Origin of the sequence: uncultured Tateyamaria sp. (assembly GCF_947503385.1) — a bacterium.
Taxonomy (GTDB): Bacteria; Pseudomonadota; Alphaproteobacteria; order Rhodobacterales; family Rhodobacteraceae; genus Tateyamaria.
In genome coordinates, this window is the sequence record NZ_CANNDO010000001.1 from 1,036,030 (window position 1) to 1,054,271 (window position 18,242).

At 60.5% G+C, this 18,242-nt stretch carries 17 protein-coding genes; 8 read left to right on the forward strand and 9 right to left on the reverse strand.

What is annotated here, in order from left to right; all coding sequences use genetic code 11:
- Nucleotides 1–17: 17 nt before the first annotated feature.
- The 4 genes from glnT to Q1A85_RS05070 form a co-directional block, all read right to left on the reverse strand.
- Entirely contained in the window at nucleotides 18–1,352 is a 1,335-nt protein-coding gene (glnT, locus tag Q1A85_RS05055; RefSeq protein ID WP_299685985.1) for a type III glutamate--ammonia ligase, read from the reverse strand.
- A gap of 70 nt (nucleotides 1,353–1,422) precedes the next feature.
- Nucleotides 1,423–2,766, reverse strand: coding sequence for an FMN-binding glutamate synthase family protein (locus Q1A85_RS05060; protein ID WP_299685988.1), 1,344 nt, complete (start codon nucleotides 2,764–2,766; stop codon nucleotides 1,423–1,425).
- A 10-nt stretch (nucleotides 2,767–2,776) separates the two neighbouring features.
- Nucleotides 2,777–3,454 carry a GXGXG domain-containing protein gene (locus Q1A85_RS05065; RefSeq protein WP_299685991.1) on the reverse strand — a complete coding sequence of 226 codons (678 nt, stop codon included), beginning with the start codon at nucleotides 3,452–3,454 and terminating at the stop codon, nucleotides 2,777–2,779.
- Nucleotides 3,455–4,384 carry a glutamine amidotransferase family protein gene (locus Q1A85_RS05070; RefSeq protein WP_299685994.1) on the reverse strand — a complete coding sequence of 310 codons (930 nt, stop codon included), beginning with the start codon at nucleotides 4,382–4,384 and terminating at the stop codon, nucleotides 3,455–3,457. It lies immediately after the preceding gene.
- Between the two features lie 202 nt (nucleotides 4,385–4,586).
- On the opposite strand from Q1A85_RS05070, the gene Q1A85_RS05075 reads away from it, so the two are divergent.
- The 6 genes from Q1A85_RS05075 to Q1A85_RS05100 all read left to right on the forward strand — a co-directional run bounded on the left by Q1A85_RS05075 (nucleotide 4,587) and on the right by Q1A85_RS05100 (nucleotide 10,191).
- Nucleotides 4,587–5,990 (forward strand): ammonium transporter, encoded by a 1,404-nt coding sequence (locus Q1A85_RS05075; protein ID WP_299685997.1) that lies wholly within the window; start codon nucleotides 4,587–4,589, stop codon nucleotides 5,988–5,990.
- A 22-nt stretch (nucleotides 5,991–6,012) separates the two neighbouring features.
- A complete protein-coding gene (locus Q1A85_RS05080; RefSeq protein ID WP_299686000.1) occupies nucleotides 6,013–6,186 on the forward strand; it encodes a hypothetical protein in 174 nt (57 codons plus the stop codon).
- 155 nt (nucleotides 6,187–6,341) lie between these two features.
- Nucleotides 6,342–7,493 carry an aminomethyltransferase family protein gene (locus Q1A85_RS05085; RefSeq protein WP_299686003.1) on the forward strand — a complete coding sequence of 384 codons (1,152 nt, stop codon included), beginning with the start codon at nucleotides 6,342–6,344 and terminating at the stop codon, nucleotides 7,491–7,493.
- Between the two features lie 57 nt (nucleotides 7,494–7,550).
- Complete coding sequence (gene dmmA, locus Q1A85_RS05090) at nucleotides 7,551–8,147, forward strand: dimethylamine monooxygenase subunit DmmA (RefSeq protein ID WP_299686006.1); 597 nt, start codon at nucleotides 7,551–7,553, stop codon at nucleotides 8,145–8,147.
- Entirely contained in the window at nucleotides 8,144–9,127 is a 984-nt protein-coding gene (locus tag Q1A85_RS05095; protein ID WP_299686009.1) for a PDR/VanB family oxidoreductase, read from the forward strand. The genes dmmA and Q1A85_RS05095 overlap by 4 nt, the downstream gene beginning before the upstream one ends.
- Nucleotides 9,124–10,191, forward strand: a complete 1,068-nt coding sequence (locus Q1A85_RS05100; protein WP_299686012.1) for a DUF3445 domain-containing protein — start codon at nucleotides 9,124–9,126, stop codon at nucleotides 10,189–10,191. The genes Q1A85_RS05095 and Q1A85_RS05100 overlap by 4 nt, the downstream gene beginning before the upstream one ends.
- Here Q1A85_RS05100 and Q1A85_RS05105 read toward each other — a convergent pair whose 3' ends face one another.
- Nucleotides 10,192–10,821, reverse strand: a complete 630-nt coding sequence (locus Q1A85_RS05105) for an XRE family transcriptional regulator (RefSeq protein WP_299686348.1) — start codon at nucleotides 10,819–10,821, stop codon at nucleotides 10,192–10,194.
- 143 nt (nucleotides 10,822–10,964) lie between these two features.
- On the opposite strand from Q1A85_RS05105, the gene Q1A85_RS05110 reads away from it, so the two are divergent.
- The gene (locus Q1A85_RS05110; protein ID WP_299686015.1) at nucleotides 10,965–11,945 is read left to right on the forward strand and encodes a GlxA family transcriptional regulator; all 981 of its coding nucleotides are present in this window, start codon (nucleotides 10,965–10,967) and stop codon (nucleotides 11,943–11,945) included.
- Here the strand turns inward: Q1A85_RS05110 and Q1A85_RS05115 are convergent.
- Genes Q1A85_RS05115 through Q1A85_RS05130 form a run of 4 tightly spaced genes read right to left on the reverse strand, consistent with a single transcriptional unit; the run spans nucleotide 11,942 to nucleotide 16,976 of the window.
- On the reverse strand, nucleotides 11,942–12,508 hold the full coding sequence (locus Q1A85_RS05115) for a sarcosine oxidase subunit gamma (protein ID WP_299686018.1): 567 nt from the start codon (nucleotides 12,506–12,508) through the stop codon (nucleotides 11,942–11,944). The two genes, Q1A85_RS05110 and Q1A85_RS05115, sit on opposite strands and share 4 nt — an antisense overlap.
- Nucleotides 12,501–15,446, reverse strand: a complete 2,946-nt coding sequence (locus tag Q1A85_RS05120; RefSeq protein ID WP_299686021.1) for a sarcosine oxidase subunit alpha family protein — start codon at nucleotides 15,444–15,446, stop codon at nucleotides 12,501–12,503. Before Q1A85_RS05120 ends, Q1A85_RS05115 begins: the two co-directional genes overlap by 8 nt.
- Complete coding sequence (locus tag Q1A85_RS05125; protein ID WP_299686025.1) at nucleotides 15,443–15,715, reverse strand: sarcosine oxidase subunit delta; 273 nt, start codon at nucleotides 15,713–15,715, stop codon at nucleotides 15,443–15,445. Before Q1A85_RS05125 ends, Q1A85_RS05120 begins: the two co-directional genes overlap by 4 nt.
- Nucleotides 15,716–15,725: 10 nt before the next feature.
- The gene (locus Q1A85_RS05130; RefSeq protein WP_299686028.1) at nucleotides 15,726–16,976 is read right to left on the reverse strand and encodes a sarcosine oxidase subunit beta family protein; all 1,251 of its coding nucleotides are present in this window, start codon (nucleotides 16,974–16,976) and stop codon (nucleotides 15,726–15,728) included.
- A gap of 286 nt (nucleotides 16,977–17,262) precedes the next feature.
- On the opposite strand from Q1A85_RS05130, the gene Q1A85_RS05135 reads away from it, so the two are divergent.
- Complete coding sequence (locus Q1A85_RS05135) at nucleotides 17,263–18,204, forward strand: ABC transporter substrate-binding protein (protein WP_299686031.1); 942 nt, start codon at nucleotides 17,263–17,265, stop codon at nucleotides 18,202–18,204.
- The last annotated feature ends 38 nt before the right edge of the window (nucleotides 18,205–18,242 follow it).

An 18,242-nucleotide genomic window follows, 5' to 3' on the forward strand; every position in this document is an offset into this window, starting at 1 on the left:
GCGCCCGATACACGCCCTCAGATATCGAGGGTGTTGTCCTTTTCCCATTGCGAGAAATGCGCAGTAAAATCGTTCCACTCCTGCGTCTTCATCTTGATGTAAGAGGCCGAGAATTCTTCGCCCATCGCCGCCTTCAGGCTCTTGTCTTTGTCATACTCGCGCAGGGCGTCCAGCATGTTGAGAGGCAGTTTGGGTGCGCCGCGCACTTTGTGACCGTCGGCATACATGTCGATGTCGTGCCGTTTTCCGGGGTCCGCCTTGCTGCGGATACCGTCCAGCCCCGCCGCAATGATCACCGCCTGCAACAGATACGGGTTCGTCGCCCCGTCCGGCAGCCGCAACTCGAACCGGCCCGGGCCGGGGACCCGAACCATATGCGTGCGGTTGTTGCCGGTCCACGTGACCGTGTTGGGCGCCCATGTGGCCCCTGACATGGTCCGTGGCGCGTTGATGCGCTTGTAGCTGTTGACCGTCGGGTTTGTGATCGCGGCCAGCGCGCTTGCGTGTTTCATGATCCCGCCCAAGAAATGACGGCCCTTTTCCGACAGGCCCAATTCGGCGGTCTGACTGCTGTCATTGGGTTCCATGGCGAAGACGTTGGTTTTGGCCTTCCCGCCAGGCGCGTCCCAGACAGAGATATGGGCGTGACATCCATTGCCCGTCAGTCCTTCGACCGGTTTGGGCATAAAGGTTGCGCGGAAGCCGTGTTTTTCGGCCACGCTTTTGGTCATGAACTTGAAGAACGAGTGCTTGTCAGCCGTGCGCAACGCGTCGTCAAATTCCCAGTTCATCTCGAACTGGCCATTCGCATCCTCGTGGTCATTCTGGTATGGTCCCCAGCCCAGATCGAGCATGTAGTCGCAAATCTCGCGCACCACATCGTAGCGGCGCATCACGGCCTGCTGGTCGTAGCAGGGCTTGGCCGCAGTGTCGTATTCGTCGCTGATCTGGTTGCCGTCGGGCGTCATGAGGAAGTATTCGGCCTCGATCCCGGTCTTGACGTGTAACCCTTCGGCGGCGGCTTCGTCGATCAGGCGCCGCAGCACGTTGCGGGGGGCTTGGGCGACATCCTCGCCTTCCATGACGCAATTGCCCGCGACCCACGCCACCTCGGGTTTCCACGGCAGTTGGATGACCGAGGACGGGTCCGGCACCGCCAGCATGTCCGGGTGCGCGGGCGTCATATCAAGCCACGTGGCAAAACCCGCAAACCCTGCGCCGTCTTCCTGCATCTCCGCAATCGCTTGGGCGGGCACCAGTTTCGCCCGCTGACCGCCAAAGAGGTCGGTGAAAGAAATCATGAAGTACTTTACACCGTTGTCAGCGGCGAACTTTGCAAGATCAGTGGTCATCTGTCTGTTCCTGTTGGTCTTTATGTGATGAGGGCGCGTGCCGTGATGGCCGCGCCCTTCGTTGTGGTGATCAATATGCGGTGCCGGGCTTGCCGGGGTACCAGTCAGTGCCAGCAAGCGGGATCTTGGCCATTGCCGCGGCCTCCAGCGTCAGGGCACAGAGGTCCTCGGGTTCGAGATTGTGCAGGTGGTTCTTGCCGCAGGCCCGCGCGATGGTCTGCGCCTCCAGCGTCATCACCTTGAGGTAATTGTTGAGCCGCCGCCCCCCCTCGATCGGGTCAAAGCGTTTCATCAACTCGGGGTCCTGCGTGGTGATGCCGGCGGGGTCTTGCCCCTCGTGCCAGTCGTCATAGGCACCTGCGGTGGTGCCGAGCGCGTTATACTCGGCCTCCCATTTCGGGTCGTTGTCGCCCAAGGCGATCAGGGCAGCCGTGCCGATGGCGACCGCGTCCGCGCCAAGGGCCATGGCTTTGGCCACATCCGCACCCGTACGGATGCCACCAGACACGACAAGCTGCACCTCGCGGTGCATGTCGAGGTCTTGCAGCGCGCGCACCGCTTCGCGGATACAGGCCAGAATAGGCTGGCCCACATGTTCGATGAACACGTCCTGCGTGGCCGCCGTGCCGCCTTGCATCCCGTCGAGCACAACCACATCCGCGCCCGCCTTAACGGCAAGCGTGGTGTCAAAATAGGGCCGTGCACCGCCGACCTTGATGTAGATCGGCTTTTCCCAATTGGTGATCTCGCGCAATTCAAGGATCTTGATTTCCAGATCGTCGGGTCCGGTCCAGTCGGGGTGCCGACAGGCCGACCGCTGGTCGATCCCTTTGGGCAGGTTGCGCATTTCGGCGACGCGGTCGCTGATTTTCTGACCCAAGAGCATACCGCCGCCGCCGGGTTTCGCGCCTTGGCCCACAACAATCTCGATGGCGTCGCAGCGGCGCAGATCATCCGGGTTCATACCATAGCGCGATGGCAGGTATTGGTAGACCAGCTTGTTGGAATGGCCGCGTTCCTCTTCGGTCATGCCGCCATCGCCGGTGGTGGTTGATGTGCCTGCCATGGTGGCGCCACGGCCCAATGCTTCCTTGGCACCACCCGACAGCGCACCAAAGGACATGCCCGCAATGGTCACAGGAATATCCAGCTTGATCGGGTTTTTGGCAAAGCGGGTGCCCAGTGTCACGTTGGTGTCGCACCGCTCGCGATATCCTTCGAGCGGATAGCGCGACATGGACGCACCCAAAAACAGCAGATCGTCGAAATGGGGCAGCTTGCGTTTGGCGCCGCCGCCGCGAATGTCATAGATGCCCGTCGCCGCCGCGCGCCGGATTTCGGCATTCACCGGGTTCGAAAAGGTGGCCGACTGGATCGGCATCGTGCGCGGTGCGCCCTTTTGCTCGTCTTTCATCTGCCGTTCCTCAATACGCGTTGTCGATGTTGAAGTTATAAAGCTGCCGGGCCGATCCATAGCGTTTGAACTCGGACGCCTTGGCATTGCAGCCCCCGCGTTCCAGCAATTCTTCAAGGAGGGTAACGTGTTCCGGCCGCATCTCTTTTTCGATGCAGTCAGCCCCCAGCGATTTCACCGATCCACGCACGAACAGCTTGGCCTCGTAAAGAGAGTCGCCCAACGCCTCACCCGCATCCCCGCAGACCACAAGGTTGCCCGATTGCGCCATAAAAGCCGACATGTGGCCGATATTGCCGTGCACGATGATGTCGATGCCCTTCATCGAGATGCCGCAGCGCGAAGATGCGTTGCCCTTGATGATCAGCGTGCCGCCATGCCCGGTGGCACCTGCATATTGCGAGGCATCGCCTTCGACGACGACCATGCCCGACATCATGTTTTCAGCCGTCCCCGGCCCAACAGAGCCGTGCACATGCACGGTCGCCTGCTTGTTCATACCAGCACAATAGTATCCGGTGGAGCCTTTGATGTTCACTTCAATCGGCGCGTCCAGACCCACGGCAATCGCATGGCTGCCCTTGGGATTCACGATTTTCCACTGCGTCTGGTTGGTCGTGTCGGCCTGCGCGTGCAGGGTGGAATTCAGCGCACGAAGCCCTTGCGCTTCCAAGTCAAATGTTTGCATTTACGCCGCTTTCTCTTGCGCGGTTGGGGCCGCGTTGTGCGACCAGAAATAGACGGTGGCGGGCTCGGGTTCCCAGACCTTTGCGCCTTCAATGCCCGGCAGGTTTACCAGAGCGCGATATTCAGAACCAAAGGCCACATATTGATCGGTTTCGGCCATCACGGCGGGCTTGCAGGCGATCGGGTCGCGCACCACGCCGAACCCGTCCTTGGTGCCCACGACAAAGGTAAAGAACCCGTCGAGGTCATCAAGGCTGGAGGTCAGCGCCTCGCCCAGCGTCGATCCGGTCTGCATCTTCCATGTCAGGTAGGCCGCCCCGACTTCGGTGTCATTCTCGGTTGCGATATGCACGCCAAGACGGCGCAGTTTGCGGCGCAATGAGTTGTGGTTGGACAGCGATCCGTTGTGCACGAGGCACTGGTCGATCCCGGTGTTGAACGGGTGCGCGCCCATCGTGGTCACCGCCGACTCGGTCGCCATGCGCGTGTGCCCGATCCCGTGCGTGCCAGACATTTGCCGAATATCGAAGCGGTCTGCCACATCTTTGGGCAGTCCAACCTCTTTGTAGATTTCAAGGGTGGACCCGTGGCTCATGATCCGCACATCGGGTCGAATTTCGGCCAGAACATCACGTGCAATGGCCACCTGATCCGCTTGCAGAGACAGCACCGCATGGGTGTCTTTTACCGACATAGACACCTTGCCCTTGATCCGTTTGCGCAGGTCATTGTCGAGCTTGTCAAAACTGGTCTCGGGTGTGTTCGACTGTACTGTCAGTTTGGCGTTACCCGTTGTTTCGTCACCATAAATCGCAATGCCTGCACTGTCAGGCCCACGGTCCGTCATGGTGATGAGCATATCCGTCAACATGTCACCAAGCTGTGGTTCCAACGCGGTGTCTTTGAGAAAAAGTCCGACAATTCCGCACATGGTGATGGCCCTCCGGTCAGTGGTTTGTCGTTCGACTCGAACGCTAGCATCGTTACATCACATGCTCAACCAATGGGAAACTATTTTTCACACGAGTTAAAAAAAGAGTCGCCAGATGAAACGTTGCGTGTTTCACTCCGGCCAGCGTCGCGCAGTTCATACGACGACGCACCAACCCAACAGTCCAACACGGGGGTTCATCGTGGAAGAGCAAATCGCAGAGCTGACGGCCCAGATTGCCGCGCTGCAAGCAAGCAGTGGTGTCACCAACACCATGTTTGCCGAAACATTCTATTATCTGACAATCCCGCTGATGATCATCATTCATGCGGGGTTTCTGGCGTACGAGATGGGGGCATCGCGCCTCAAGAACGTGCTGAGTTCCGGGGTCAAGAACATCCTCGCTTTCGCCTTTATGATCCCGACCTTCTATTTCTTTGGGTGGTGGGTCTATTGGGGCTTTCCCACGGGGCTGCCGGGTGCGGCGGGGCCTGCGGGCATCTCGGGTGTGGAATATGCCAACGCCATTGCGTGGGGCTGGGGCGAAAGTGCCCAGTATATGGGCCCGAACATCGCGGATCAGGCATCCGGCGTGTTCTTTGGCGCTTTTGCGCTGTTCGCCGCCACGACGGCGTCCATCATGTCCGGGGCTGTAATTGAACGTATTCAGACGGTCGGCTTTGTCATCCTTGCCGTGGTCCTTGGGTCGTTCGCGTGGGTCGTTGCCGCCGCATGGGGCTGGCACGCAGATGGCTGGCTGGTCACGCAATGGGGCGTGCATGACTTTGGCGCGGCGGGCCTTGTGCACGCGGTTGCCGGGTTCTTTGCCCTTGGCGTTTTGATCAACCTCGGGCCGCGCATCGGCAAATTCAACGCGGACGGCACGGCCAACCACATCGCAGGCCACAACATGCCGCTGACCGTGACGGGCCTGATGCTGATCATCGTCGGCTTCTGGGGCTTTCTCATGGCGTGTGTGATTGTCCCCGGAGAGGCGTGGAGCTGGTTTGCGGACAAGCCGTCGACCATCTACGGCACGCCTATCACGCTGTCGGCGCTGGCCTTCAACATCCTGATGGCAATTGCTGGTGGCGTCATCGGCGCATGGGTGCTGACGCGCGATCCGTTCTGGATGATGTCGGGCGCTCTGGCGGGGATCATCTCGACCGCCTCTGGCCTCGACATCTATTACCCCGCGCTGGCGTTCATCATCGCCTTCTCCGCCGGGGTGATCCTAAAGCCCTGCGCCACATGGCTGGAAAACCGCGGCATCGACGATGCGGTGGGTGCGGTCACGGTGCACGGCACCATTGGTCTGTATGGTGTGATCCTGCTGGGTATCTTTGGCGCGGGCTATCCGTCGCTACAGGGTGCGGCGGGCGAGGTGCCGACCATCAGCCTGATCGGGCAGATTGTGGGTGCGATTGTTTTCTTCCTCTTGGGCTTTGTGCCCGGCTACGCGGTGTCGTTTGTCCTCAAGATGATGGGCATGTTGCGCATTCCCGAAGGGGCCGAGATCGCGGGCATGGACATGGTCAAGGTGCCAGCCGAAGGCTACCCCGAAGGCATCCCAGCGCCCGGCGTCAATCTGGCGCCCGGCGAATAATCGAACAGGAAAGGACAAAACCATGGGTTTTCCATATGACGAAGCAAGCTGGTCGGTTGTTGACGGGGCTATGTTCATGGGTTGGGGCAGCGCAATGCCGGGCCTTTACACCCTGATTGCGGCAGGCATCTGCGTGGCCGTGCTGCTTTTCGGACAAAAGACCGAAAGCGCCAAAACCAAGCAATACGAGAAGTAAGCGCTGATATCGCGTGCAAGGGGCGGCTTCGGTCGCCCCTTCACCGTTCAAAAATTGCCCAGCAGGAAAAAAAGTTGCACCGCATTCTTGCTTTTCGGCATGTGCTGAGGCTCAATACATCACAACAAGACTCATAAAGAACAGGGAAAACCACCATGGCCATTCTATGGAGAACCTCGGCGCTTGCCAGCCGCCACGCAGAGATCGGCGGCGAGTTGGAAGACTGGAATGGTATGGGCACCGCGTGGTTCTACGACCATACACCGGAACGTGCCAAAGCGGATTATGAGGCAATCCGCACCAAGGCGGGCCTGATGGATGTGTCCGGTCTGAAAAAAGTGCATGTCGTGGGCGAAGACGCTGCCTATGTGATCGACCGGGTCACAACGCGCAACGTGGAAAAGATCGCACCGGGCCGCGCTGTGTATGCCTGCATGTTGGATGACCGCGGATTGTTTGTGGACGATTGTGTGATCTACCACATCGCCGTTAATTCGTGGCTCGTCGTGCACGGCACCGGCACCGGGATGGAGCAACTGACCACCGTGGCCGCGGCCAAAAATTGTTCGGTGATCATGGATGACGATCTGCACGACATGTCGTTGCAAGGCCCCAAGGCGGTCGACATCTTGGCCAAGGACATCCCCGCGATCCGCGATCTGGCCTATTTCGGGATCATGCAAACGCGCCTTTATGGCCGCGACGTGATGATCTCGCGCACGGGCTACACCGGCGAGCGTGGCTACGAGATTTTCTGCCGTGCCAAGGATGCGGTGCATATCTGGGACAATGTGTTGGAGGCCGGCGGCGACGACGTGCGCCCGACGCAGTTCTCCACCCTCGATATGCTGCGGATTGAGTCGTACCTGCTGTTCTACCCCGGTGACAACTCCGAGACCTTCCCGTTTGCGGATGGAACGCCCGCGGGCGACAGCCTTTGGGAACTGGGCCTCGACTTTACCGTGTCCCCGGGCAAGGAAGGCTTTATCGGGTCCGAAAACCACTACGCCATGAAGGGCAAGGAACGGTTCAAGATCTATGGCGTAAAGCTTGAGGGCGACGCCATGGACCAGATGGAAATGTTTGCCCGGGTGCATCACGAGGGCAAGGATGTGGGTGTCATCACCTACGGCCTGTCCTCGGAACTGAACGGCTATTCGGTGGCAATTGCGCGGCTCGACCCGTCCGTGGCGGTGCCCGGCACCAAGGTGACTGTTGTGCAGCCCGATGGCACTGAACTGGCTGCAACCGCGGAAGAGATGCCGTTCTATGACAAGGACAAGTCGATCCGCACCGCCAAGGGCTGAATTTTCAAAGGGCGCTGGTGCAGACACCAGCGCCCTTTTCACGTGACGAGGACAGGTATGTCGAAATTCGAATTTCCCCCGTCGATCAAGAGCAGGCCCGTCTACGGCACGCTTGAGGCGCGTCAGGGCAAGGCGCATCTGATGATCGCGGATGCCGAAGGGGCCGAGGCGATCCTGCGCATCGCGACCCCCGATCTGATGGCCAAGACCCACATCATCTACATCCCGCGCGGCGCGGGTTTTGCCGATCAGCTGCGCGCATTGAACCCGGCGCAGTTCTACGAGGGCCCAAGCTATGCCGCGTCGGTGCAGCGCATTCGCCGCGTCTTGCAGGATGCGCATATGGGGTTGCAGGTGTACCTGACCGGGACCGAAGGACTGATGGGGCAGGCCCAGAACGAGGCGATGCAGGCGGGTATTCCGCACACGGCCATTCAGACCGAACATCGCGGCTCCGTTGCCCGCCGGATGCAGTGCGTGCACTGCAAGGGCATCACCGAAGACGTGGAAACCGACCCGTTTCAATGCAGCCATTGCGGGCTGAACCTGTTTGTGCGCGACCACTATTCGCGCCGTCTGGCCGCCTATCAGGGGGTCTGCATCGACGCCGAAGATCCGGGCAATGTGCCCGCACCGAAGGGGATCTATGAATGAGCGCCGCCCCACAAAAAGCCAAGCCCGGCGCGGAAAAGATCGAGGTTGTCGTGTCTGCTGTCGTGCCTCTGAATGATCTGGTGACACGGTTCGAATTTCAACGCCGTGACGGCGCCCCGTTTCCGCCGTTTTCGGGCGGGGCACATACGGTTGTCACCATGGAAGACGGCGACGGGACCCGCCTGAATCCCTATTCGCTGATGTCCGACCCGGCGGATCTGAGCACCTATGCCATTTCTGTGCGCCGTGATGACGCTGGCCGGGGCGGTTCGCTTTTTATGCACCGCAACGTGTCGGTGGGTGACGCCATGACGATCACCTATCCCGTCAACCTGTTCTCGCTTGATCTGCGGGCGCGCAAACATGTGTTTCTCGCCGGTGGCATCGGCATCACCCCGTTCATGTCCATGATCGCGCAACTGGAACGTCAAGGCGGCGCGTGGGAGCTGCATTATGCCTGCCGCACCGAGACGCTTGGGACCTATGTCGACGTGCTGACCTACAAGCACCCCAACAAGGTTCATGTGTATTACGACGACCAGAGCGATGCGATTGATCTGGAACGTCTGCTGGACGGGCAACCCTTGGGCACGCACGCTTATGTTTGCGGCCCCAAGGGCATGATCGACTGGGTGCACGCGACCGCCTCGGCTGCGGGGTGGCCAGATGCCAATGTGCATTCCGAAGAGTTTCTGGCCCCAGAGCCGGGCGTTCCCTTCCAGGTTCGGCTGTGCAAGTCCGACAAGACGATCACAGTGGGCGAACACGAAAGCCTGCTGGAAGCGATTGAGCGGGTCGGGGTCGAGGCCCCCTTCCTGTGCCGTGGCGGGTCGTGCGGGCAGTGCGAGACAGATGTCGTCACCCATAACGGTGAATTCGTGCACCGCGATCACTGGCTGGACGAAGACCAACATGCCAGCGGGGACAAGATCATGCCCTGCGTCAGCCGCTTTATCGGGACATTGGAGCTTGAACGATGACCATTCAGTTTAACGACGAGACGTTCCGCGACGACTATTCGTTCCACAACTCGGACTGGGCGATCAAACGCTTTCCGTTTCCGTTCCACGAAGACAGCTACATGTACGCGGTCAACATGGAACAGCACCGCGGCGGGCCCGAAGGGTCGGTTTATGAAAAACGGTTCGATGTGGACGAGCATTACGTGTCCGAGATGCGGGACCGGGCGATGGTGCTGGCGGACGATCCGCTGCGCTGTCAGTCGCTGCCGCATATGACGCTTGCGGGCTGGGACCTGCTGGAACTGATCATGGTGTCCAAATCGGAGGACTACCCGGACCTGTTCGAGTTGCACCGCGATGGCGACACATGGCGCTGGGTGAACAAGCCGCTAGGCATTGACGATACGTTCACGTTCCTCGATGACACAACGCTGCCCTACGGGCCGATGGAATACATCACCCGCCAGACCCAAGGCGATTTCTGTGTGCTGGATCAGCGTGACGGCAACCTGTGGATGGACGCCGGGATGGTGACGACGCAGGCGGACTGGAGCCTTGATTTCGACATCGGCATGAACTTTTTCGAATGGCACGCACCGGTGCCGCTGGCCCATGAAAAAGGGATCTTTGTCCGCGCGCTGAAATTTCTGCTCAACATCCAGCAGGGCGCGCCTGCACGGCGGCTCAATTGGACGATGACGGTCAACCCGCTGCTGGATACCAGTCCGGAAAACTATCACAAATGGGGTATCCAAAAGACGACGCTGACACCCGAGAACATCGGCGCGAAACAGCATCTGCGGGTCGAATTGCAGACATTCTTTCGTCTGCCACGCTCTAACGGTCTGGTGTTCCCGATCCGCTGCTACCTGTGCAGCTTTCAGGATCTGATGACGATGCCGAAATGGGGGCGTCGCCTGCACCGTGTGGTGCGCGATCTGCCCGTCGAACTGGCCACATACAAAGGGTTCATCGACAACCGTCCGATGATGCTTGATTACCTGTCACAGTTCGATGACGGGCTGCCCACATCGCCCGGTGTCTGGCCCGATCTAGAGACCGAGCCGCCCCTGTCCCGGTGATCAGGTGTTCTGCGGATAGCTGATGACGGACAGGTAGCGTGCGGGCAGGGCCACCAGCTTGTCCGGGCCGTGCGGCGCATCCGCATCGAAAAACAGCGTATCACCCGGTTTCAGAGCAAAGACGTCATCACCGTGCCGATAGTCGACCTCGCCCTCCAGCATGTAGATCGTTTCGATCCCGCCGTGCTGGAACGCGGGAAACACGTCGGATTCCGCCGTCAACGTAATGAGGTAGGGTTCAACAATCACACCAGAGGCATTTGCCCCGATATGGCCCAGCAGGTTGTACTGGTGGTTGGCGCGCGTACCCTCGCGATCAATCGACACGCCTTCGCCGGATTTGGTGTGCACCGCTTGGCGGCTTTCTTCGAACCGGCGGAAAAAACTGGTGAGCGGGACCGACAGCGCATTGGCCAAGAGCTGCAATGTGGTGAGGGACGGGGAGGTATTGCCGTTCTCGATCTTGGACAGCATTCCGATGGACAGGCCGGTGATCTGGGACAGTTCGGCGACCGTAATCTCTTGCTGTCGACGAAAGGCGCGCACCTCACGACCGATCGCCACTTCGAGGACCTTTTCACGTTCGCCGTCACGCGTTCTATGCGGATCCTGCGTAAGTTTGCTGACCACTTCGGCTTCCAACTTTTCTCTGTTCACAACGCGCGCTTTCTATGCAGCCATGCCCAGGGAAACAATTCGGTTCTGGGCGAAACTGAGCCACCATAAGACGGATTTTTCCCTTGAGAACGCAAAAGTTGAACCAGAGTGAAAAAATGCAGATCGGATTTCTGGTCTTTCCCGGTTTTCCCATGGCCTGTCTCACCTCCGTGATCGAACCGCTGCGCGCCGCCAACGAGATTGCGGAAGCCGACGTGTTTGGCTGGCATTTGGTGTCTGAAACGGGGCAGCGTACGGTGTCGAGTGCGCGGGTCGCCTTTGATCCGGATATGGCGCTCGCCGATGTGCCCGATCTGGATATCCTGTTTCTGCTGGGTGCCCCGGGCAGCGTGTTTCAAATGCCACGGCAAAGCGACGGGGCGCTGCGGCGTCTGGACCGCGAGGGTGCCGTTCTGGGGGCCATCAGTGGCGGAGTATTTCCGTTGGTCCGTGCGGGCGTAATGGCAGGGTACAGGTGTTCGGTGCACTGGTGCTACGAGACTGCGTTCAGCAGCGCCTTTCCTGAAATCGAGATGACAGATGATGTCATCACCATGGACCGTCGCCGTTACACCGTGTCCGGTGCGGCCTCTGCCTTTGATCTGGCGTTGCGTCTGATCGAGGATCGGCTGGGGGCTGACACGGCACATGAGGTTGCGTGCTGGTTCCAGCACCCGACGGCCAGAGGCGAAGGTATCCGGCAAAATGTACCGATGCGCCCCGTTGCATCACCGGACCTGCCCGATCTGGTCGCGCGTGCCGCGTCCCTCTTTGCCGACAGGATCGAGGATACGATTTCCGTGGCCGAGGTGGCGGAGCGCTTGCATGTCACGCCGCGTCAGATCGAACGCGCCTTCAAAAAGGCGACGGGGCACAGTCCGACCCATTATTACCGCGCGATGCGGATGAAAGCGGCGCGGCAGCTTGTGCTCTATTCCCGCGACACCACGCTGAGCATTGCGCAGGCCGTCGGTTACAGCTCTGCCACGCCGCTACTCACCCACTACCGCGCAGCATTTGGCGTCACCCCGCAAGAGGACCGGCGCCGCATCAACTCGTTCCGCGTGCAGGGCGATGTTCCCCTGCCATCCGCCTAAGCGACGGACGTCATCGCCGTCGTCACCGCATGATGCAGAGACCCGGCGGACGCACGGGGGCCCATGATCCGCACCAGCCGGTCCGGTTCGATGCAGGTTACCAAACAGCCCAGATGATGGATCGATGTGCGCGTGCTGTCGCCCGCCGCAAACTGCAAAAGGTTGATATTGCAGAGCAACTCCAGCACCGCATTCACACCCGCCCCGGACAGATCAAAGCACACCCAGGCGTCCGTCTGTTCCGTCACAGATGCGCAGCGGCCAAACCGTGACGAAACCTGCGCCGCAATATCTTCGTGGGTGGCGAAATCGGCAGAGATCATCCACTGGTCCGGCCCGATCCACAGCGCCGAAAAAGGATCGCCAAACACCGCCTTGCCCGCAGCCGGTGCATCTGCGCCCAGCATGTCCCGCAGCTTCGCGCCGCACGCCGTTTCCTGACCCGCCCGCGCCGCGACAGAGGCGAGGGCGATATCGGGCAGTTCGGTCAGCGTCGTGTCGCCGATGGTGTCGACGTGCGCTGTGGTGCCACCAAGGGCGGTGATGGGGATCAGATCATGCACGGACACGGTCTCCTTCGGGATCGACGAAATGGGCCGATACGATTTCTACGTTCACGGTGAGATCGGTAACGGGAGAGACAAGGCGTAGCGTTTCGCCGTGCCGGTTTGCGCCGTCTTTCAGAAAGCCCAGCCCAATCATGTGGCCCAGCGTGGGCGAATAGGCGGCAGAGGTCACGTAACCCTGATCATGTGCCGCATCGACCGGGCCGTCCGCGTGCATCAGGTGGCCGCCTGCGGTGATTTTGTCGGCCGCATCGACCGGGCGCAGGCCCACTTGCACCAGCGCATCCGCCGTGTTCAGACCGGGGCGTTCTGACAGTTTGGACCCAATACTGTCCTTGGTCTTGGACACCATGCGACCCATGCCGAGGTTCAGAGCGGTCGTTGTGCCGTTGAGTTCATTGCCCGCCGCGTGGCCTTTTTCGATCCGCATAGCGCCCAACGCTTCGGTGCCGTATGGGGTGACGTCAAACGCTTCTCCCTCCGTCATCAGCTTGCGCATCAGCGCATCGCCATACCGGGCCGGTACGGCAATCTCGAACGCCAGTTCGCCGGAGAAGGAAATGCGGAAGAGCCGCGCGCGCAAACCGCCACAGACGGTGATGTTGCCACAGGCCATGAAGGGGAACGCATCGTTTGAGATATCGTACTCCGCGTCGACGATTTTTTGCAGCAGTTTGCGGGAGTTTGGTCCGGCAACCGCGTATTGCGCCCATGCTTCGGTGGTTGAGATCAGTTGCACATCCGCCTCTGGCATCAGGCATTGGCGCACAAATTCCATATGCTGGTACACTTTGCCCGCATTGGCTGTGGTCGTGGTCACGACGAAATGGTCCTCGGCCAGACGGGCGGCGGTGCCGTCATCCATCGCAATCCCGTCTTCGCGCAGCATCAGGCCATAGCGCGTTTTGCCCACGGCCAGCTTGGCGAACCCGTTGCAATAGACTTTGTTGAGAAAAGTCGCGGCATCCGTTCCCTGCACGTCAATCTTGCCCAGTGTGGTGCAGTCGCACACCCCGACCGACGCGCGCGTGGCCATCACCTCCCGGTCTACGGATTGCCGCCAATGCGTCTCGCCCGGCAGCGGGAACCACTGCGCCCGCAGCCAGTTGCCAACCTCGACGAAAACCGCGCCGCGCTCCTTGGCCCAGACATGCGAGGGGGTCAGGCGGGTGGGGTGGAACTCTTTGCCCCGCATCCGACCGGCCAGCGCTCCGATTGATGTGGGAGTATAGGGCGGGCGAAAGATCGTGGTGCCCACCTCTGGGATCGTCTTGCCCGCAAGTTCGGCCATAATGGCGAGGCCGCCCATGTTGGACGTTTTGCCCTGATCGGTGGCCATGCCCAGCGTGGTGTATCGTTTCAAATGCTCGACCGAGCGGAACCCTTCCTGATGGCTGAGCTTCACATCCTTGACCGTGACGTCGTTTTGCTGGTCAAGCCATGCGCGCGTGCAGCCCTCCACATACCAGAACGGGGTCTGTTCGACAGGCGCGTCCTCAGCATCGGGAATGCGGGGTGCGCGCCCTTTAAGGCCAAGCGCCTGACGCGCGGCGTCTGCCCCGGATTTGAGTGCCGCATAAGTCGAGAACTGGCCGCCCACCGCACCAGCGACCACCATGCCGGGCGGCAATGTGCCACCGGGGACAAAGGCGGCAAGCGCATCATCCCATGCAGGCCGTCCCCGTTGGTGACAGGTCAGCTGGACGTTGGGGTTCCATCCGCCGGACACACCCAACGCACCACATTCGACGGTACGCATTTCGCCGTTGGCTTGCCGTACCTCGACAAAGGTCAGGCCAAGGCGACCCATCGTATCGACCACCTGCGCGCCTTGCAGCACCTCATAGTCGTGGCTGCGGGGCGCGTCCGCGCGGGTGTCGATCACGGCGGCCACCTTCACGCCTTTGGCGTGCAGGTCCCGTGCGGTGCGATGACCGTCATCATTGCTGGTAAAGACCGCAACACGCGGCGCGGGCGTCGCCGCCCAGCGGTTTGCATAGGCCCGCAGCGACGCCGCCAGCATGATGCCGGGGCGGTCGTTGTTTTCAAAGGCGATCGGACGCTCAGTCGCACCGGCGCACAGCAGGGTGTTCTGCGCATAGATGCGCCACAAGATCTGACGCGGCTTGCCCGTTTCAGGCACGGCGACGTGATCGCTGATCCGTTCAACGGCGCCATAGATGCCGTGGTCGAACGCCCCGATCACCGTCGTGCGTGGCATTAAGCGGACGTTGGGCATCGCGCTGAGTTCGGCAACGGATTGCGTGGCCCAATCGGCCCCTGCCATATCCGCAACCGAAAACGTCTCTGCGTTCAGCCGTCCGCCCATGCGAAAATCTTCGTCCGCGAGGATCACGTGTTTGCCCGCCCGACCCGCGGTCAGTGCTGCACTGAGGCCCGCAGGACCGGCGCCGATGATCAGCAGATCACAGTGCCGGAACCCTTTGTCATAAGTGTCCGGATCGGCCTGCATCGACAAAGACCCAAGACCAGCTGCCTTGCGGATGATGGGCTCATAGATCTTTTCCCAGAACGCCGCTGGCCACATAAACGTCTTGTAATAAAACCCCGCAGTGAGGAAGCCCGACAGCCTGTCGTTCACCGCCATCGCGTCAAAGGCAAGGCTCGGCCAGCGGTTCTGCGACCGCGCGGCCAACCCGTCAAACAGTTCTGCCGTGGTGGCCCGGGTGTTGGGTTCTTGCCGTGCGCCGCTGCGCAATTCGACGATGGCGTTGGGCTCCTCCGATCCGGCAGAGAGCGGGCCGCGTGGGCGATGGTATTTGAAGGACCGGCCCATCAGGCGCACGTTATTGGCCAGCAGCGCCGAGGCGAGCGTGTCGCCGGGATGTCCCGCGTATGTCTTGCCGTCGAACGTGAAGGTCAGCGTGGTGTTGCGATCCACCTGCCCACCGCCAAGCCGATTTTTCTGGGTCATGTCCGTGCCCCCACCGTGCGGGCCAGTTCGACCGCCGTGATCTCGTGCGTGGTGGTGTTGCGCGTGACGATCAGGATCGACCGGTCGCCACCTTCGTGAAACCACAACTCGCGGTGCGGTCCTGCCGGGTTGTCGCGCAAGTATCCATAGTCGTGCCACTCTTCGGCTGTAGCGGTGTCCGGGTCGGGGCGGTCCATCAGTGTCGCCGCACCAAGATAGACAAATTCAGCGCTGTCGCGTGGACCAAGCAAAGGGTGATTGATGATCATGTGCGGCCCCTCAATGCAGGTTGGGCTGATTGCCCATCCCTTTTTCGTCGATCATGTGACCGGTGCGGAACCGGTCAAAACGATAGGCGGTTGCGGTCTCGTGCGGTTCATCCCGGGCGAGCAGATGCGCAAAGGCGTAGCCAGAGGCGGGCGTGGCCTTGAACCCGCCATAGCACCAGCCGCCGTTGAAATAGAGCCCGTCGATATGGGTCCGGTCGATGATGGGCGAGCCGTCCATGCTCATGTCCATGATCCCGCCCCACATGCGCAACAGGCGCGCCCGTCCGATCATGGGCATGATGGCCATGCCGCCCTCGCAGACATCCTCGACAACCGGCAGGTTGCCGCGTTGGGCGTAGGAGTTGTAGCCGTCGATGTCGCCTCCGAAGACGAGTCCGCCCTTGTCGGATTGCGACACATAGAAATGGCCCGCGCCAAAGGTGATGACGCCCGGCAAGACCGGCTTCAGCCCTTCGGAGACAAAGGCCTGCAGGACGTGCGATTCAATGGGCAGGCGCATCCCGGCCTTGGCCATGAGGCGACTGGAATTGCCCGCAACTGCACAGCCCACGCGGCCTGCGCCAATAAACCCCTTGGACGTTTCGACACCAAGGCATGTGCCGTCTTCGATGCGAAAACCGATGACTTCGCAGTTCTGAATGATGTCGACGCCACGGCTGTCTGCGGCGCGCGCGTACCCCCATGCCACTGCATCGTGGCGTACCGTGCCGCCGCGCCGCTGCGCCAGCCCCCCTTTGATGGGGAACCGCGCATCATCAAAGTTCAGAAACGGATACTCCAGCCGGATCTGCGCCTCGGACAGCAGTTCGGCATCGGCACCGTTCAGGATCATGGCGTTGCCGCGCCGGATGAATGCATCGCGCTGCGCGTCGGAGTGGATCAGATTCATGATCCCACGCTGGGACACCATCGCGTTGTAATTCAGGTCCTGTTCCAGACCCTCCCACAGCTTTAGGGAAAACTCATAAAACGGCTCATTTCCGTCCAGCAGATAGTTCGAGCGGATGATGGTCGTGTTGCGCCCGACATTGCCGCCGCCGATCCAGCCTTTTTCGATTACCGCAACGCGCCGTTCTCCGTAGACCGACGCAAGATAGTGCGCGGTGGCCAGTCCGTGTCCGCCGCCGCCGATGATGACGATGTCATATTGCGCTTGCGGCTCGGGATCGCGCCACGCTTGCGTCCAGCCTTTGTGGCCTGTGAGCGCCTCTTTTATGACCTTGAATCCGGAATATCGCATGGAATCGGACCTCCTCCTCTCGGAATAAACGAGAAAACGCAGTTTTGCGCCTTTGGAACCCGACATCGAACCTTTCAAATCGGACATCCTAGCGGGTTTCCAACGGCAACAGGGGGTCACAAATGTAACTCAGCAAGAAAAAAACTTGATTGATAGGAAAATAGTGCAAGACTGCCCGCACCAAGAATGGACGCCCGTCCGGGAATCAATTTCCCACTGCGATCAACAGGGGCGATCCGTGCCGATCAAGCGGCGAAACAGCCGCGTACCACTAGGGAGACTATCAATGAACAGATTTACAACTGCGCTGACGGCAGGTGTCATGGCTTTTGCGCCAATGTCGCTCCTTGCAGCGGACAGCAGCGATCCGATCGTAATTCCGATCCACAACTGGTCCTCGCAAATCGTGATGAGCCACGTGGTCGGCCAGATTTTTGAATCCATGGGCAACAACGTGGAATTCGTTACCACAGACAGTCAGGCGGTCTACGAATCCGTCCGTTTGGGTGATGTCACGCTCGAACTTGAGGTGTGGGAAGGCGCGTTTGGCGCATCCTTCCGGGCTGCGTTGGAAAAAGGCGGGCTGCATGATGCGGGCGACCATGACGCCGTGACCCGCGAAGACTGGTGGTACCCCATGTGGACCAAGGACGCCTGCCCCGGATTGCCAAGCTGGGAAGCACTGAATGACTGTGCCGCCGTGTTTGCGACAGCGGAAACAGGCGACAAGGGCCGGTATCTTGACGGGCCTGTGGACTGGCTCAAGCACGGTCAGGAACGTGTCGAGGCTCTGGGTATGGACTTTGTCGTGGTGAACGCAGGCTCTGCCGCCGCGCTCTGGGCCGAGATTGGCGCAGCCGAGGCCGACAAGCGCCCCGTGGTGGTGTTCAACTGGACCCCCAACTTTGCCGAAGCCGTCTGGCCCGGCGAGTTTGTCGAATTCCCGGTCTGGGTCGATGGCTGCGACAAGGACCCCGCCGTGGGTCCGAACCCGGACGCGCTGTATGATTGCGGCAACCCTGCCGACGGCTACCTGAAGAAGGCCGCTTGGGACGGGATGAAGGACAAATGGCCGGGCGCATATGACGTGCTGACCAAAATCTCCTTTACCAACCCGCAGATTGCCGAAATGGCCCGTCTTGTCGATGTCGAAGAGATGGAGCCCGAAGAGGCTGCCGCCGAATGGCTCGAGGCGAACCCGGATGTGTGGAAGGGCTGGACCTCCTGAGGCCATCCAAACCTGTTGAGACCTTTCGCCCGTCCGGG

Coding starts and splice junctions, on each gene's coding strand:
- glnT (WP_299685985.1), bottom strand. CDS start 1,352: ATGACCACTGATCTTGCAAAGTTCGCCGCTGACAACGGTGTAAAGTAC.
- Q1A85_RS05060 (WP_299685988.1), bottom strand. CDS start 2,766: ATGAAAGACGAGCAAAAGGGCGCACCGCGCACGATGCCGATCCAGTCG.
- Q1A85_RS05065 (WP_299685991.1), bottom strand. CDS start 3,454: ATGCAAACATTTGACTTGGAAGCGCAAGGGCTTCGTGCGCTGAATTCC.
- Q1A85_RS05070 (WP_299685994.1), bottom strand. CDS start 4,384: ATGTGCGGAATTGTCGGACTTTTTCTCAAAGACACCGCGTTGGAACCA.
- Q1A85_RS05080 (WP_299686000.1), top strand. CDS start 6,013: ATGGGTTTTCCATATGACGAAGCAAGCTGGTCGGTTGTTGACGGGGCT.
- Q1A85_RS05085 (WP_299686003.1), top strand. CDS start 6,342: ATGGCCATTCTATGGAGAACCTCGGCGCTTGCCAGCCGCCACGCAGAG.
- dmmA (WP_299686006.1), top strand. CDS start 7,551: ATGTCGAAATTCGAATTTCCCCCGTCGATCAAGAGCAGGCCCGTCTAC.
- Q1A85_RS05095 (WP_299686009.1), top strand. CDS start 8,144: ATGAGCGCCGCCCCACAAAAAGCCAAGCCCGGCGCGGAAAAGATCGAG.
- Q1A85_RS05100 (WP_299686012.1), top strand. CDS start 9,124: ATGACCATTCAGTTTAACGACGAGACGTTCCGCGACGACTATTCGTTC.
- Q1A85_RS05110 (WP_299686015.1), top strand. CDS start 10,965: ATGCAGATCGGATTTCTGGTCTTTCCCGGTTTTCCCATGGCCTGTCTC.
- Q1A85_RS05120 (WP_299686021.1), bottom strand. CDS start 15,446: ATGACCCAGAAAAATCGGCTTGGCGGTGGGCAGGTGGATCGCAACACC.
- Q1A85_RS05125 (WP_299686025.1), bottom strand. CDS start 15,715: ATGATCATCAATCACCCTTTGCTTGGTCCACGCGACAGCGCTGAATTT.
- Q1A85_RS05130 (WP_299686028.1), bottom strand. CDS start 16,976: ATGCGATATTCCGGATTCAAGGTCATAAAAGAGGCGCTCACAGGCCAC.
- Q1A85_RS05135 (WP_299686031.1), top strand. CDS start 17,263: ATGAACAGATTTACAACTGCGCTGACGGCAGGTGTCATGGCTTTTGCG.